We start from the raw sequence: 16,175 nt of genomic DNA on the forward strand, positions 1-16,175 counted from the left end.
TAGGTTTCCTTTCGTTAGTTAGCATGTGTAGTTGCAACGATTGCGCGAATCTTTTCAGGATCTTTTTGGCCGTTGGTTTCGACACCACTGGAGACGTCAATTACGTCTGGGTGAACGGTGTTGATAGCAGTCGTGACATTTTCAGGTGTTAGTCCACCGGCTAAGATAAAGGGGTGGGGCGCTTTTGGTACTCGTGTCCAGTCCAATGTGACTCCTGAACCATTCCCACTATCTAACATCACGTAATCAGCTGCAGTGGGTGTGATTTTGGCATCCGGTTTAAAAACTTGGAAGACGGTTGCGCCAGCATCCTTTAATGCTTTGACGGTGTCTTCGGACTCGTTACCGTGAAGTTGGACGATTTGAATCGCACCGCTGTGATAAATTTTTAACATATTGGCTAGTGGTTCGTTCACGAACACGCCAGCGGTTGGAATGGATGGGTCAAGTAGCTGCCGAAATTTTAAAGCAGTGGGCAGCGAGATTTGACGACGACTTTTCGCAAATACAAAACCAGCGAAATCTGGGTGCACTTCATTAACCACCTGCGTATCTTGTTCTCGCATTAAGCCACAGATTTTGATTTGCGTCATGTCATCACACTCCTAATAATTGCGTAATTTTTTCAGCTTTATCCGGTGCAGTCATTAAAGCCTCACCGATTAAGATGCCGTTCATGTGGTTAGCTTCCATGACCTTCACGTCGTCTCTAGTATGAATCCCGCTTTCGGCGACGAAGGCGATATTGTTAGGCACCAGCTTGCGCAGCTTGATGCTGTTATTCAATGAAACGTTGAAAGTTCTTAAATCGCGGTTGTTCACGCCGATCAGTTTGGCACCAACATTGACGGCGCGTTTTAATTCTTGTTCATCGTGAGCTTCGACTAAGGCTGCTAATCCCAATTCGTGTGCCAGTTTAAAGTAATCTTTCAGCTGCTGATCACTGAGGATTGCTACTATTAATAGCACGATGCTGGCACCAGCTGCTTTGGCCTGGTAAAGCATGTAAGAATCAATCACGAAGTCTTTTCGTAAAACGGGGACGCTGACGTTGGCTGCAATTTCTTGCAGATAACGAATATCACCTTTGAAATAATCGGGTTCGGTCAAAACGGAAATCGCGCTGACACCATGTTGGTCATAGTCCTTAGCAATTTCTAAGTAGGGGAACTGGTCGGCAATCAAGCCCTTTGAGGGGGAAGCTTTTTTGACTTCGCCAATCAAATGAATGCCAGGAGCGTTGAAGCGGTCATATACCGCTTGTGGATCCTTAGTTGGCGCTGCGGCGGCTTTAGCTTTCATGTCGTCAACCGAAATAAGTTCTTTTTCCCGTTGGAGGCGGCGTCTCGTAGCTGCCACAAGGTCATCTAGAATCATGCTACCTGTGCTCCTTTCGTGAGGTCGATTAATTCGTTCAATTTCTTCTCAGCAGCACCGCTGTCGATGACTTCGGCAGCTTTCTTAACGGCGCCTTCCATGGTTAATTCTGGATGGGCGGTGTAGAGTGCTAAACCAGCGTTTAAGAGAACGATGTCGCGTTTTGGACCTGGCTTGCCAGCCAGAACGTCGCGGGTGATTTGAGCGTTGTCAGCAGGTGTGCCACCAACAATGTCTTCCTTCTTAGCTCGCTTTAAACCAAATTGTTCTGGCGTAATGGTGTAAGACTTGAAGTTATCGCCACGGACTTCAATGACGTTAGTTGGGGCAGAAATGGAAGCTTCGTCTAAGCCATCAGTACCGTGAATGACTAGGGCGTTTTTAACGCCTAATTCATGTAGCACGTGAGCCATTGGTTCAAGCAGTTCATCGTCGTAGACACCCAGTAGTTGCATCCCAGCATGAGCGGGGTTGGCTAAAGGTCCAAGGACGTTGAACAAGGTCCGAATACCAAGTGTCTTACGTACTGGCGCAACAAAGCGCATTGCCTTGTGGTATTCCTGGGCGAATAAGAAGCAAATACCGATTTGGTTTAAGATGCCTTCGCTGGCTTCCGGTGTGACGTTGATGTTAACCCCTAAAGCTTCAAGGACGTCAGCGGCACCGCTCTTAGATGAAGCTGCCCGGTTACCATGTTTAGCAACTGGGGTGCCTGCTGCTGCGGCAACTAATGATGAAGTGGTTGAAATGTTGAATGAGTTGGCGTGATCACCACCAGTACCAACGATTTCAAGGACCGGTTCGCCAGCCTTAAAGGTTAAGGCGTGGTCTCTCATTGAATTAGCAGCACCGGCGATTTCTTGCACCGTTTCGTGCTTGACTGTCAAAGCAGTGAGTAAACTTGAGATTTGAATGTCGTTTGCTTTGCCATCCATAATTTCGTTCATCACGTCGTTCATTTCATTAAAAGTTAAATCGTTACGGCCTGCTACTTTAGTAATTGCGTTCTCGATAGTCATTGTCATGGTAAAATCCTCCAGTTTTTTGTCAGTTCGTATTCATCAATTGAGTTGATTCTGCTGTAAGGCTTTGCCATCGTTTTTGATTTAGATTTGTCATGATTAAGATCTCCTTTGCGGTTATATTGCTGAAACGCGTTCGGAGAAACTGAGACCTGCATGTAAGAGACTTAGAACATAAATCCAAGACCGGGATTTTTGTCCCAAGCCTCTTACACTCCGGTCTCAAAGCGTTTCTCTTCACGCTCGGCAACAAAAAATCCGCCCATAACAATCACGCTATAAAAAGCGCTTTGTTAAGGACGGAGTTTAATTTCCGCGGTGCCACCTTAATTTGATGCAGGGACTTTACCCTCGCATCACCCTTAGCGAAATGCGTAATCACATTTCCGACAACTGACGTATGTCTGTACGTGCACCCGTACTCGGAATCTTTCGGGGCGCCCCTCCGTGGTCCATTTAACTACCTGCGTTCGGTCGCACTCTCAGCTCCGGCGACTCTCTTTACGTGCACGATAATCTTGATCTCCACATCATTGGTTTGTATGAGCGAATTTATTTGATTGACATTAGATTAAAACTTTATGAAAATATTGTCAACACTTTTTCCTAAATTTAATTTTATGCAAGCTTGCCAAGTGCCATTGCAATGCGAATCTGAGCCAAATAATTTTTAATGATTTGTTTGCCTACTTCAGCATCGGTCATGATGGATTCAGGGTGAAACTGAACACCGTATACTTGGTTGGACTCGTCAGTGACTGCTTGAATCGTGCCATCATCAGCCGTTGCCGTGACGGTTAAGTCACCTGGCATGGTTGAAGGATCGATAACCAGTGAGTGGTATCGAGCGGCTTCAAATTGAATGGGGCAATTCTTGAACATGTCTGAGTTACCTTGTTGGGTCATCATGGAAGGTTTTCCATGCATCAGTTTTGGTGCGTGAACCACTTGGGCACCATAGGCTTCACCGATTGCTTGATGACCGAGACAAACTCCCAGAATTGGTACTCGGCCAATAAAGACGCGCAGAATTTGCATCATATTACCGGCGTCTTCCGGGCGGCCAGGACCTGGCGAGAGAATGATTCCAGTAGGGTGTTTGGCTAAAAGTTCATCAGCCGTGAGTTCATCATTTTTCACAACGGTGATGGGTTCTTCACTCAGTGTGCCGATGAGTTGGTACAGGTTATAGGTGAAACTATCGTAATTATCAATTAGATAAAGCATGAGCGACGCCTCCTTGATCTGCGGTGTTAATTGCGTTAACCACTGCGCGAGCCTTGTTGTTAAATTCCTGATATTCGTATTTCGCAATACTGTCGGCAACGATGCCGGCACCGGAATGAACCACGATTTGGTCACCTTTACGGTAAGTCAGCCGAATGCCGATGCAGAGATCCAAATCACCACTGAAGTCTAGGTAACCTAGGCAGCCACCGTAAACACCGCGTTTGCGATTTTCCAGCTGAGCGATAATCTGCATGGCGGAGATTTTCGGTGCACCTGATAGCGTTCCGGCGGGCAGAACTGCGTTGACGATATCCATGGCGGATGCTTTCGAATCAGCAGTACTTTCTACAGTTGAGCCCAGGTGCATCACGTTAGCGAACTTCAGTAGATTACGGGTCTTGGTGACTTTGACGGAGCCAAACTGGCTGACAACGCCCAAGTCGTTTCGGCCTAAATCAATCAGCATATTGTGTTCGGATTTTTCTTTCTCGGAGGTCTGCAACTCGTGAGCAAATTTATCGTCTTCTTCTTTAGTTGCTCCGCGACGTCTGGTACCGGCCAATGGGTAGGTGAACAAAGTATCGCCACGTTTGGTAATTAGCGTTTCTGGTGACGCACCTAACGTTTCGAAGTCACGGTGATGGAAGTAGAACTGATAGGGGCTTGGGCTATCCCTGAACAGGGTTGGGGCAACTCCCAGTAACGAACCGCTCATAGCGGCTTGCTGCGGATTCGAGAAGATCAGTTGGAAAATATCGCCGTCCACGATGTGTTTTTGGGCAACTGCGACTCGTTCTGAGAATTCTGAGAGGCTGAACTGAAAATGAAAGGGCTGGGTTAAAGCAAAACGTGGTAATGGTTTTGGCTGAGCATTGAGAATCAGCTGTTGAAGCTGTTTTAAATTAGCCAGCACATCATCGTAGCGTTCGGCCAATTCATCAGTTGGAACAATTTGACTGATGGTGACTTTTTGCTGGCGGTGGTTGTAAGCAATAACGCGATCAACCAGCAACAAATCCGCATCATCCAAGTTCATTGGATCGGCAACCTTTTGTTTGAGTGCCGTTGTGGCATACTTGGCGTAATCATAGCTAAAGTAGCCGATTAATCCACCGGTAAATGGTGGTAATCCAGGGATAAGCGGCGTTTGGTGCTGTTTTAAAATAGTTTCCAAGATTGGTTTTAAGGCTGTCTTTTCGGTAGTGGTTTCGCCACCTTCAACCGTGGTTGTCAGCATACCATCACGGTAGGTGAAGGTTTGTTTTGGAGCGAGACCAATAAAGGTATAGCCATCCTCAGTCTTCTTAGGTTTTCCAGTTAAGAGGAAACCAGGTTCCTGTGCTTCTTTTAAAGTATTGAATAGCGTTACGGCGTCAAAGTTGGGTAGCTGAAATTCTAGTGTTACCGGTGCTGCTGGATAACCTTTAGCAGCGGTAAGTAGTTCGTTTAGTGTCATGGTTATTGCCTCCAATTTATTGTTTGTTAGGGTTAGAGATATTGGGGTTTGGAGTTTGCCATCGTTTTTGGATGTTGGTTTTTGTCATGATTAAGATCTCCTTTGCGGTTATATTGCTGAAACGCGTTCGGAGAAACTGAGACCTGCATGTAAGGCGCTTCAGTCTAAAATCCAAGTTCGGAATTTTTGACCGAAGCGCCTTACACTCCGGTCTCAAAACGTTTCTTCTCACGCTCTGCAACAAAAAAGCTCCGCCCATAACAGCCACACTTTAAAAAGTGTTTTTGTTAAGGACGGAGTCAAATTCCGCGGTGCCACCTTAATTTGATGCAGGGACTGCTCCCTCACATCACCCTTAGCGAAATGCGCAATCACATTTCCGACAACTGACGTATGTCTGTACGTGCTCCCGTACTTGCAAGATAGGCATCATAGCCTAAACGTGTTGCGGTTGGCAGAGACCTATGTATAAGCTAACTAAAATATAAATCCAAAACCAGGATTTTTGCTTTAGTTAGCTTATACACCGGTCTCTAAACGCCAACCTCCACACTCTCATCTTTCGAGGCGCCCCTCCGTGGTCCATTTAACTACCTGCGTTCGGTCGCACTCTCAGCTCCGGCGACTCTCTTTACGTGCACGGTAATCTTGATCTCCACATCATCGGTTTGTATGGACGGTGTTTAATTGGCACTTACATTACGCAATAATTTGAAATTTGTCAAGTTGAAAAAATCAGCTTATTTAATTCTCATATTCACTAATGAAATCTATACTGTTTTAATAAACGAAAATAATTCTATTCAATGTAACAACGATCTTCTATTGTTGTCCAACGTCATATTCCACATGGATAATGAGCATCTTAGTCGTTTTGATTATTTTTAAAGTGTCATCAAATCAGTATTTCAGGATGTTTAGTGGTGACCTGTTATTTTAAAGATATTTTTCAAAAATAATGATGTCGTAATAAAGACCGCGAATATGCACTTTTTAAAGAGTGTTTGAAAATTAAACAAGATTAAAAACAGGTTAAGACTTGACATAATTATTCTAATAGTTTATTGTCTTATACAACAAATCAAAACAGCAAAAGGGAGTTCCAATTATGATTCTGAAAACGAAAGCATTAAACCGACAATTAAATCGATTTAGTTACTATTGGTCAATGTAGTGTCTACACCGGACAGGTTGCAGACACGCATCACTGCAATCTGTGCGGCCAATAGTTTTTCAGCATCACTTGCCGGTCACACAGAAGTTTTCAAAACACTGTGTGACACGGAAGACTCCGTTGTTATAAATTCGACGTTCAAACGTCTCGCAGTGTTTTGTGAATACAAAACCTTGCGAGACGTTTTTATTTTGATTTAGGAATTTAAGGAGGTGACAAATTGGTTGATGCACACACAAGTTTATATGGCTTTATTGCCAAACCAGCGCGGCACAGTTTGTCACCGCTGATTCACAACACAAGTTTTCAGGCGTTAGGCATCAACAGCGTTTATCTCGCATTCGACGTTGAGCAAGCACACTTCGAAAGTGCCGTTCAATCGATGCGAGCGCTGCCGATACAAGGTATTAACGTTTCGATGCCATATAAGCAACAGATCATTGAATATCTGGACGAGCTAACGCCGGTGGCTAAACAGCTTGAGGCAGTCAACACAGTCGTTAACCAAGAAGGCCAGTTGATTGGCGACAGCACGGATGGTGAGGGATTCATTCACGCCCTGCAAGATGAGCAAGTCAATGTGGCTGGTAGGCAAGTAGCGGTATTAGGCGCTGGTGGTGCTGGAAGAGCGATTATTCTGGCAACGGCCAACGAAGGTGCAGAAGTCACCGTCTTTAAACGGCAAAACAGCACGTTTAACGCCTTACAGCAACGCCTTACCAGCTGGTCAGACCGAATTCGAGTTTTGCCTTATGAAGACGAGGTGCAGATGGCAAAGGTGCTTCAACAAGCGGATGTTATCGTTAATACCACTAATCTTGGGATGGCAGATGACACACGCAGCCCCGTTTCACCACCGGTCATGAAGGGACTTCATCCAGGGCAGATGGTTGCTGATGCAATCTATGCACCGCTTGAAACCCCGTTCCTAGATCAGGCTAAACAGCAGGGCTGCCACACGATGAACGGTCTTGGTATGTTAGTACAGCAAGCAGCCGGTTCATTTAACCGCTGGACGGGTCAGCAAATGCCAGTTAATCAAGTTAAAGAAGCAATTAAACAGCAATTAGAACACACAAAAAAGTGAGGATGATAATTATGATTATTGTATTAAAAAATGACGACCAAAACACGATTGCAGAACTCCAACAACACTTCGGTAACACCCACGAAATTTTCGTCCATAATAACCGAGTAGCCGTTCAAGGCATCACGGATGCTGATTTATCTGCCAGTGAACGTGCTGCTGCTACAGAATTGATTGATACCGTACCTAAGGCCGTTCAGGGCAGTCGTGAGTTCCATCCAGAAGATACGGTGATCCGAACAAAGCACAGCGTTATCGGTGGGGACAACTTCACTATGATGGCTGGTCCTTGTTCCGTTGAATCAGAAGAGCACGTGATGAAGATGGCAGCCGTTGCCAAGGCTAACGGTGCAACCATTCTCCGTGGTGGTGCTTACAAGCCACGGACCTCACCATACTCATTCCAAGGTTTAGGTGAAGATGGCTTGAAGTTCTTACGTCGCGCAGCTGATCAATACAACATGGATGTGCTGACTGAAGTCATGGATGATGAGCACGTGAAGTTGGTTGCTAAATACACGGATATTTTCCAAATTGGTGCCCGTAACATGCAAAACTTCTCACTTTTAAAGGCAGTTGGTAAAACCAATATTCCAGTTATGTTGAAGCGTGGGATGTCAGCAACCGTTGACGACATCTTAAACGCCTCAGAATACATTGCTGCTGGTGGCAACCACAACATTATGATCGTTGAACGAGGAATTCGGACATTCGACAACAAATACACTCGGAACACCATGGATGTTGGCGTGGTACCAGTTCTCCAGAAGTTAACTCACTACCCAGTCATCATCGACCCAAGTCATGCCTCAGGTCATACTGAATTCGTTACGCCATTAGCTTTAGCTGGTGTTGCAGCGGGTGCATCAGGATTGGTTGTTGAAATTCACGATGATCCAGCACATGCATTGTCAGATGGCCCACAAGCTTTGAAGCCAAATGAATTCAAAGAATTAGCTGACAAAGCATTTGCTATCCGCGAATTATTAACGGACATGCCGGTAGAACAAGCGGAAGCGGGGCGCTAGAATGACAACTGTTTCTGTGAAGTTACCAGAGACAAAATATGATGTTTTGATTGAACGTGGTCTGTTAAAACAGGTTGGCGAATTAGTTGCAAAACAGTGGTCTGCACGCAAAATTGCGCTAGTCAGTGATGACAATGTGGCACCACTGTATCAAGCGCAAGTCGCTGAGTCGTTAACAGCTGCTGGTTTCGATGTTCACCGTTATGTTTTTCCGGCGGGAGAAGCTTCTAAGTCACTGACCACGTTGGCTGATTTAGCACGGCAAATGGCTACGGATGCCTTTAATCGTGATGATAGCGTGATTGCATTAGGCGGCGGTGTTACGGGAGATTTAGCAGGTTTACTAGCCGCGTCGTATATGCGGGGCCTGTCCTTTATCCAAATACCAACGTCATTGCTGGCACAGGTAGATAGCTCAGTAGGTGGCAAAACCGCTGTGGATCTTGATAACATTAAAAATATTATTGGCGCTTTTTACGAGCCCGATTTAGTAATTGTTGATCCTGATACCTTAGCCACTATGAAACAGCGTGACTTGGTTGAAGGTTATGGCGAAATCGTGAAGACCGCTGCACTGGAAGGTGGTGACTTTTGGCAACTCATCGAGACCATCAATAGTCCAGCTGACTTAATCACTCATTCACCTGAATTGAGCGCACGTTCGATTCATTACAAGGCAACAGTAGTTATGGCTGACGAAACGGAAAGCGGTACGCGTCAGTTATTGAACTTTGGCCACACGATTGGGCACGCCGTTGAAGCGCTAGCGGATGGGGGCTTGCGTCATGGCGAAGCAGTTAGTATTGGGACCGTTGCAATTATGCGGGTGTTCGAAAACGCTGGTTTAGCAGAAAAGGGCATTACGGCAAAATTACGCGATCGCTTTGCGGCGGTTGGTTTGCCAGTGACGGATGAGTTATTGACTTCGCCGCTTGTGCTGGACAAAGTCAGAAACGATAAAAAGAACCGGCATGGTCACTTGAATTTGGTTTATCTGACGGCCATCGGAAAACCTCAAATCAAGTCGATTCCAAGTAGTGAAATTGCTTCATTTTTACATTTATCAGTGACTGAATAGTGACTGATAGCGCGTAGTAACAGTGTTTGGGAAGGCGTTGTTACCACGTTAAGGACATTATTTGAAAATTTGAAATAGTTTAAAAAAATTCTGAGGATGATCTCCTCAGAATTTTTTGGTTGTCAGACGAGAATCACAAACTTATGCATCACAACTGTGAAGGCGTTACGGCACGCTGGTTTTCTGATACAATGAAGAAAAGTGAAAGGAAGGATCGCCATGGTCACAATTCGAGACATTGCTAAACGTGCTGGAGTATCTGTTTCAACAGCCTCTCGTGCGTTAAATAACCATCCCAAAATCAGCCAGAAGACCAAGGACAAGATTAAGGCATTGGCTGACGAAATGGGTTATCAGCCAAATTATAACGCCAAGAATTTGACTAATGGCGTTTCTAATGCAATTGGCGTAGTCTTCCCACCTGGTGAAATGAGTCTGGCAACTAATCCGTTTTACGTAGATATTTTGATGGGCATCAACCGTGAGTTACGTCCGAGAAATGGCGTTTTGTCAGTGGCCATTGCTAACACCGTGGCAGAATTGACGGCTAACGTTTCGGCTCTGATTACTCAAGGACTCATTCGGTACTTCGTGTTGCTGTACTCCAAGAAAAACGATCCGATTGTTAAATTACTGAGGGAGCAGAAGGTTGATTACGTTGTGATCGGTGATCCTAACAGTGAAGATGAAAACTTTGTAAACAACAATAATCGGCTAGCCGGCCAAAAAGCTGGCGAATACATGCTACATAAATTTAATGCTAAACGGACATTATTTGTTGAAACTGATCCTGAACAGGGATATGAACAGCAACGGCGACTGGGTTTTCAAGGGGCTATGGCTGCAGCCAATGTGCCCACTGAGGTGCTCAAAATAAGTGATAAAGGGCAACTTCAACTGGATGATGCGGTCGCTCAGTTTTTGATGACGCGTCAGACGATAGAAGGCATTGTGACTACTGATGATACACTGGGGGTTATGATTTATCAGTTGCTTTGGCGGCAACTTGATCGTGACATTCCGTTGATCAGTTTTAACCGTAATCGGCCGAATGATTTGTTGATGGGAGGATCAGTTCGTTTTGTTGAACTCTATCCACAAAGTATGGGAGCTGCGGCAGTCAGAGTCTTGTTTGATCCGGAGAAACGGTCAGAGATTATTCCATTTACCATAGAGAGGTAAGTCCACTGAAACAACTAACGTAGTAGGGTTTAGACGCCGTGATTATAAAAAAAATTTTAAAATTATTTTGAGTGGGGCTGAAGCCCATCATAGTGGGACAGAGCGGAATTTTATGTTTCGCTCTTTTTAAAAAAAGTTAATGCAACCGGTTGCATTATAATGGGACCGGTTGCATAATATTTTTTGTAGAAAGCGTTTGCAATCATTTTTAATATTTTGAGGAGGGATTTATATGGCACAATCAGCAACTGAGGTTACTGATGGGACAGCAAAAGTTGCTGAGCCCAAAAAAGATTTATTGCCATCATTGCCAACTAGCACAATCTTCCTGATCAACTTCGGGTTCCTAGGTGTCCAAATGGCGTTTCAACTTCAAAGCACGAACATGGGGCGGATTTTCCAAACCATTGGTGCAGATCCAAACAATCTAGGTTTCTTCTTCATTTTGCCACCACTGGCTGGGATGGTCGTTCAACCGTTAGTCGGTTATTTCTCAGACCGGACTTGGATGCCGAAGTTAGGCCGTCGGATCCCGTATCTGTTAATCGGTGCTGTGGTTGCCATGATCGTGATGTTCTTGCTGCCAAATGCGGGTAGTCTTGGTTTCGGTTACGGTTCAATGGCTGCCCTTTGGTTCGGTGCGATTACGCTACTGTTCATGGATCTTTCATCTAACGTTGCGATGCAACCATTCAAGATGATGATTGGTGACATGGTCAACGAAAAGCAAAAAGGCTTTGGTTACTCGATTCAAAGTTTTGCTTCAAACGCTGGTGCTTTATTGGCAAGTATCTTCCCTTACGCATTGACCGCCGTGGGTATTGCTAACGTGGCTAAGAAGGGGACCGTTCCTAACTCAGTTGTCTGGTCATTCTACGCCGGTGCCATTATCCTGTTACTTTGCTGCTTACTGACTGTCTTCCGTGTTAAGGAATATGATCCAGTGACTTACGCTAAGTATCATGGCATTTCTGACAACAGCAAGAAAAAGGGTATTTTTGAAGCTTTAAAGACTGCACCAAAAATTTTCTGGACCGTTTCCATTGTTCAATTCTTCTGCTGGATGGGCTTCCAATACCTTTGGACTTACTCAACTGGTGCGATTGCTGATAACGTATGGCACACTGCTAACGTTGCTTCAGCAGGGTATCAAGCTGCTGGTAACTGGTATGGTGTGATGTCAGCCGTTCAAGCGATTGCTGCCGTTATCTGGGCACTGGTTCTTTCACGGGTTGGCAACAACCATCACAAACTGTTCTACTCAATTAGCTTAGTAATGGGTGGCCTCGGTTTTGGTTCAATCTTCTTTATTCATGATAAGTACACCTTGGTCTTCTCATTTATTCTAATCGGTTGTGCATGGGCTGCTATGAACGCTTTCCCATTCACGTTCTTGACCAACGCTATCGAAGATTCAGAAAACATGGGGACTTACTTAGGTTTGTTCAACAGCAGTATTTGCTTGCCACAAATCGTTGCTTCAGTTGCAAGTTTCGCCTTATTCCCGTTGTTAGGTTCACACATGCCAACCATGCTGCTCTTGTCAGGGATCTTCCTGATTTTAGGTGCTTTGAGCGTTGGTGTTGTTAAAGAAGTTTGGGCTCGTAAGTCTGATGCTGAAGAAGAACCAGCAGACGCCGAAGAATAATTTGCAAAAATTTTCATTAAAACGCAGTGCATAAGTCAACAAGGAGGACTTTCCCATATGAAACGAACTTTTGAAGTCACCCCCTGGAACATTGTTACCCATAAACTAGATCCTGAAGACAAGCGCCTTCAAGAATCAATGACCAGTTTAGGTAATGAATACATGGGGATGCGCGGATTCTTTGAAGAAGACTACTCAGGTGACACCTTAAAGGGAATTTACCTTGGCGGTGTTTGGTTCCCTGATAAGACTCGGGTTGGCTGGTGGAAGAATGGCTATCCTAAGTACTTTGGTAAGGTTATCAACGCAATCAACTTTATTAAATTGAACGTTTTGATCGATGGCGAACCCATTGATCTGGCTAAAGATAAGGTTTCGGATTTTGAATTGAATCTGGACATGAAACAGTCCAAGTTGACCCGTTCCTTCACAGTCACTAAAAACGGTCATGCCATCGCTATGAACTTTGAACGGTTCATCAGTGTTGCCAATAAGGAACTCGTTGGTATCCGCGTTACAGCCACTAACAAGAGCAGTGATGCAGTTAAGGTGACATTTAAATCAGCCTTGGATGCTGACGTTCAAAACGAAGACGCCAACTACGACGAACGTTTCTGGGACGTTCTTAAAACCCAACAGAATTCAACTGATGGTTCGATTGTTGCTATTACTAAAGAAAATCCGTTTGGCACACCACGGTTTACTGTTGGCATTAAGATGACTAATGAAGCTGATCTCGATGCTGAAAAAGTTGACCAGCCAAATGACAAAGAAGTGGTTAACCAATTTAGCGGTAAATTAGCTCCTGATCAAAGCACCACCATCACTAAACGGATCACCGTTGTGACTTCCCGTGATTATGATACTCAAGATAAACTGGAAGCTGCTATGAATGAACTTAGTAGTAAGGTAGCTGCAATTTCATATGATGATTTATTTGCTACTCATGCTAAGATCTGGGCTGATCGTTGGGAAAAGTCCGATGTTGAAATCGATGGTGACACTGAATCACAACAAGGTATCCGCTTCAACCTCTTCCAGCTGTTCTCCACTTATTATGGCGAAGACAGCCGCTTAAACATTGGGCCAAAAGGGTTCACTGGTGAAAAATACGGTGGTGCCACTTACTGGGATACCGAAGCCTTTGCCGTTCCCGTCTACCTGGGAATTACAGATCCTAAGGTAACTCGTAACCTATTAATGTATCGTTACCAACAGTTAGATGGGGCTTACGTCAATGCCAAGGAACAGGGCCTAAAAGGTGCTTTATTCCCAATGGTGACCTTCAACGGGATTGAATGCCACAACGAGTGGGAAATCACCTTTGAAGAAATTCACCGAAATGGCGACATTGCTTTTGCTATCTATAATTACACACGATACACCGGCGATAAGAGCTATGTATTGAACGAAGGCAGTAAAGTTTTGACCGAAATTTCTCGGTTCTGGGCTGACCGGGTTCACTATAGCGAACGTAACCAGAAGTACATGATTCACGGTGTTACCGGACCTGACGAATATGAAAACAACGTTGATAATAACTGGTACACCAACTATCTGGCTAAGTGGACATTGCAATACACGTTGGAAGTCTTAGCCCAAGTTTCTCCAGAAGTAGCCAAGAAGTTGGGTGTTTCTGAAGACGAAAAGAAGCACTGGCAAGACATTATTGACCGGTTCTACTTGCCAGAGGACAAGGAACTTGGAATCTTTGTACAGCACGATGGTTTCTTGGACAAGGATCTTAAGCCAGTTTCATCCATTCCTGCTGATCAATTACCAATCAACCAGCACTGGTCATGGGATAAAATCTTACGTTCGCCTTACATCAAGCAAGGTGACGTGCTGCAAGGTGTTTGGGACTTCATCGATGACTTTACACCGGCACAAAAGAAGGCCAACTTCGATTTCTATGAGCCATTGACCGTGCACGAATCTAGTCTGTCAGCCGCTATCCATTCTATTTTAGCCGCTGATCTGCATTACGAAGATAAGGCTGTTAAGATGTACGAACGGACTGCTCGTTTGGATCTTGATAACTACAACAACGATACGGTAGACGGTCTGCATATCACTTCAATGACTGGTGGCTGGTTAGCTATCGTTCAAGGATTCGCCGGTATGCGGGTTCGCAATAACCAATTACACTTTGCACCCTTCCTCCCTAAGAAGTGGAACGGTTATAAATTCCGGATTCAATTCCGGGGCCGCTCAATTCAAGTTCAAGTTGATCAAAAGGGGACTAGCCTAACACTGTTGTCAGGTGACCCAATCATACTTGATTTAGCGGGCAAGCAAGTTGAACTTAAGGATTAATTAAATACGTAGATAAAATAAAGAAGCTGAGAAGGTTATTCTCGGCTTCTTTTTGTGCTTACTTCACTAAATAAACTTGATCATGAATCAAATCAAATTGATTAAAATGCTTGTTCAATGCTTTGACTTCTGGTGTATCTAACAACGTGGCATTCTGCCAGAAGGCTTTCGAATCAGTGGCGCCATCTTGTTCACCAATTACGATAAAGTCATAATCCTTATCAGCTGCACGGATCTGCTGTAACAGCTGCCAGTCAATTTCCAACCCGTCTGGCGACCAGACCATGACAATGACATCGACTTGGTCCTGATATTTAATGAAGGCATCACTAGCCGTAAGCTGTTCAATGTCAGTTACGGGATGCTTGCCCGTTTCGTTTTCTTTGGTCCAGTCCTTCGAGTCAGTGGTAATGACAGTTTGACCGTTTTGACGCAATCCTTTCGAAACGTATCCGTTACCGGCCATGACCTCTAGTGTTGGTCGGCCGTTGACGAAATCAGCTAGATCTTTAGCCACTGGTGCCGAAATATAGGCCCACATGCCATAAGTTTCTTCGAGATAATCACGGAAGCTGCGCAGTTTTTTATCCAGGTCAGGCAGGGCATTTGATAATTGATCCCAACGTTTATCACCAGCAGGATCACCAGCTGGAAAGGTCTCGTTGAGTTGTTTAAAAATGATATCCTGAGTATTATCAGGCAGTAATAGCTTTGGCAGCGTTTGTGGCAAAAGCCCTTGTTTGAGTAAGCGGTCGGCTTGGAGAACGTTGTTAATTAGAATTTTAATCGTTGGAAAATCAGCAAACAGACTGTTGTATTGTTCCATGGTGGCAATGTAGTCGGACGGTTTAGCAGGGTGCTGACTTCGCGCGCGTTTCAGTAGTTTCTTTTTTTGTTTTGGGTTCAAAAAGGAGACCTCCAGACACAAAGAAGCTGTGACAAAACTCGGTAGTTTCCAGATTTTAACGTGAATAATGCCTATTCCGCAATTTTTGCGGAGTAGGCATTATTTGCGTTAAATGACTGATAGCACAGCTTCGTTCTATTTTAGTTTTGTTTATCATTATCTAACCCAAGTTCAAGTGATTCTTGATGGGTAATGGGCGTATTATCATCATTAGGATCCAAGCGACGGGAGCGACCGTGAATATAACCGTTCATCAGTTGGTAGATGGCGTAACGATCATCGGATGATAGGGCTTTGTCACCAAATTTCAGTTCCTTACCAGACAAAAATAACCGGTCCAGATCATATTCATCACGTTCGGACTTGCCAGCGAGGTAGTCCATGGTAACGTCAAAGAATTCGGCTAATTTACGGACTTCCATATAGGAAGGAACCCGGATGCCGCGTTCCCAATTACCAATTTGAGCGGCGGTATTTTGGTGTTCCTTATCTGGTTTAAATAGTTGATTTAAGGCGGTTGCTAACTGACCAAGCGTTAAATCTTGACCGCGGCGCAACGCCCGGAGTCGTTCAGAAAACATGCACATCACCTCTTATCTACTATTGTAACCCTAACGGAGCGTTTTGTGGCTGATAATTTTGTGATAGCGATCCTCATGTCAGTGATTCG

The 16,175-nt window shown here is 44.7% G+C and carries 13 protein-coding genes; 6 read left to right on the plus strand and 7 right to left on the minus strand.

The window, feature by feature from the left end; genetic code table 11:
- Positions 1-14 precede the first annotated feature (14 nt).
- The 5 genes from AC6H04_RS05180 to AC6H04_RS05200 all read right to left on the minus strand — a co-directional run bounded on the left by AC6H04_RS05180 (position 15) and on the right by AC6H04_RS05200 (position 5,085).
- On the minus strand, positions 15-593 hold the full coding sequence (locus tag AC6H04_RS05180; RefSeq protein WP_497570671.1) for a phosphoribosylanthranilate isomerase: 579 nt from the start codon (positions 591-593) through the stop codon (positions 15-17).
- 4 nt (positions 594-597) lie between these two features.
- Positions 598-1,377 (minus strand): indole-3-glycerol phosphate synthase TrpC, encoded by a 780-nt coding sequence (gene trpC / locus AC6H04_RS05185; protein WP_497570672.1) that lies wholly within the window; start codon positions 1,375-1,377, stop codon positions 598-600.
- Positions 1,374-2,396 carry an anthranilate phosphoribosyltransferase gene (gene trpD / locus AC6H04_RS05190; RefSeq protein ID WP_497570731.1) on the minus strand — a complete coding sequence of 341 codons (1,023 nt, stop codon included), beginning with the start codon at positions 2,394-2,396 and terminating at the stop codon, positions 1,374-1,376. Before trpD ends, trpC begins: the two co-directional genes overlap by 4 nt.
- A gap of 621 nt (positions 2,397-3,017) precedes the next feature.
- Entirely contained in the window at positions 3,018-3,626 is a 609-nt protein-coding gene (locus AC6H04_RS05195) for an anthranilate synthase component II (protein WP_497570673.1), read from the minus strand.
- Positions 3,610-5,085, minus strand: a complete 1,476-nt coding sequence (locus AC6H04_RS05200; RefSeq protein ID WP_497570674.1) for an anthranilate synthase component I family protein — start codon at positions 5,083-5,085, stop codon at positions 3,610-3,612. Before AC6H04_RS05200 ends, AC6H04_RS05195 begins: the two co-directional genes overlap by 17 nt.
- Before the next feature lie 1,394 nt (positions 5,086-6,479).
- Between AC6H04_RS05200 and AC6H04_RS05205 the strand changes: the two genes are divergently transcribed.
- From AC6H04_RS05205 to AC6H04_RS05230, 6 genes are all read left to right on the plus strand, one after another.
- Positions 6,480-7,346 (plus strand): shikimate dehydrogenase, encoded by an 867-nt coding sequence (locus AC6H04_RS05205; RefSeq protein WP_497570675.1) that lies wholly within the window; start codon positions 6,480-6,482, stop codon positions 7,344-7,346.
- Positions 7,347-7,357: 11 nt separating this feature from the next.
- The gene (gene aroF / locus AC6H04_RS05210; protein ID WP_497570676.1) at positions 7,358-8,374 is read left to right on the plus strand and encodes a 3-deoxy-7-phosphoheptulonate synthase; all 1,017 of its coding nucleotides are present in this window, start codon (positions 7,358-7,360) and stop codon (positions 8,372-8,374) included.
- Position 8,375: 1 nt separating this feature from the next.
- Positions 8,376-9,452, plus strand: coding sequence for a 3-dehydroquinate synthase (gene aroB, locus AC6H04_RS05215; RefSeq protein ID WP_497570677.1), 1,077 nt, complete (start codon positions 8,376-8,378; stop codon positions 9,450-9,452).
- A 219-nt stretch (positions 9,453-9,671) separates the two neighbouring features.
- Positions 9,672-10,634: a LacI family DNA-binding transcriptional regulator gene (locus tag AC6H04_RS05220; RefSeq protein ID WP_497570678.1), complete on the plus strand. Its 963-nt coding sequence runs from the start codon at positions 9,672-9,674 to the stop codon at positions 10,632-10,634.
- A 232-nt stretch (positions 10,635-10,866) separates the two neighbouring features.
- On the plus strand, positions 10,867-12,282 hold the full coding sequence (locus tag AC6H04_RS05225; protein ID WP_497570679.1) for an SLC45 family MFS transporter: 1,416 nt from the start codon (positions 10,867-10,869) through the stop codon (positions 12,280-12,282).
- A 57-nt stretch (positions 12,283-12,339) separates the two neighbouring features.
- On the plus strand, positions 12,340-14,598 hold the full coding sequence (locus AC6H04_RS05230) for a glycoside hydrolase family 65 protein (protein ID WP_497570680.1): 2,259 nt from the start codon (positions 12,340-12,342) through the stop codon (positions 14,596-14,598).
- 58 nt (positions 14,599-14,656) lie between these two features.
- Here AC6H04_RS05230 and AC6H04_RS05235 read toward each other — a convergent pair whose 3' ends face one another.
- Positions 14,657-15,505 (minus strand): SAM-dependent methyltransferase, encoded by an 849-nt coding sequence (locus AC6H04_RS05235; RefSeq protein ID WP_497570681.1) that lies wholly within the window; start codon positions 15,503-15,505, stop codon positions 14,657-14,659.
- 140 nt (positions 15,506-15,645) lie between these two features.
- The gene (locus AC6H04_RS05240) at positions 15,646-16,086 is read right to left on the minus strand and encodes a helix-turn-helix domain-containing protein (RefSeq protein WP_497570682.1); all 441 of its coding nucleotides are present in this window, start codon (positions 16,084-16,086) and stop codon (positions 15,646-15,648) included.
- Positions 16,087-16,175 lie beyond the last annotated feature (89 nt).

The sequence above is a fragment of the Secundilactobacillus sp. MJ173 genome (assembly GCF_059704265.1).

Bases quoted from the DNA above. Each gene is read 5' to 3' on its own strand.
- AC6H04_RS05180 (WP_497570671.1), bottom strand. From the start codon at position 593: ATGACGCAAATCAAAATCTGTGGCTTAATGCGAGAACAAGATACGCAG.
- trpC (WP_497570672.1), bottom strand. From the start codon at position 1,377: ATGATTCTAGATGACCTTGTGGCAGCTACGAGACGCCGCCTCCAACGG.
- trpD (WP_497570731.1), bottom strand. From the start codon at position 2,396: ATGACTATCGAGAACGCAATTACTAAAGTAGCAGGCCGTAACGATTTA.
- AC6H04_RS05195 (WP_497570673.1), bottom strand. From the start codon at position 3,626: ATGCTTTATCTAATTGATAATTACGATAGTTTCACCTATAACCTGTAC.
- AC6H04_RS05200 (WP_497570674.1), bottom strand. From the start codon at position 5,085: ATGACACTAAACGAACTACTTACCGCTGCTAAAGGTTATCCAGCAGCA.
- aroF (WP_497570676.1), top strand. From the start codon at position 7,358: ATGATTATTGTATTAAAAAATGACGACCAAAACACGATTGCAGAACTC.
- aroB (WP_497570677.1), top strand. From the start codon at position 8,376: ATGACAACTGTTTCTGTGAAGTTACCAGAGACAAAATATGATGTTTTG.
- AC6H04_RS05220 (WP_497570678.1), top strand. From the start codon at position 9,672: ATGGTCACAATTCGAGACATTGCTAAACGTGCTGGAGTATCTGTTTCA.
- AC6H04_RS05225 (WP_497570679.1), top strand. From the start codon at position 10,867: ATGGCACAATCAGCAACTGAGGTTACTGATGGGACAGCAAAAGTTGCT.
- AC6H04_RS05230 (WP_497570680.1), top strand. From the start codon at position 12,340: ATGAAACGAACTTTTGAAGTCACCCCCTGGAACATTGTTACCCATAAA.
- AC6H04_RS05240 (WP_497570682.1), bottom strand. From the start codon at position 16,086: ATGTTTTCTGAACGACTCCGGGCGTTGCGCCGCGGTCAAGATTTAACG.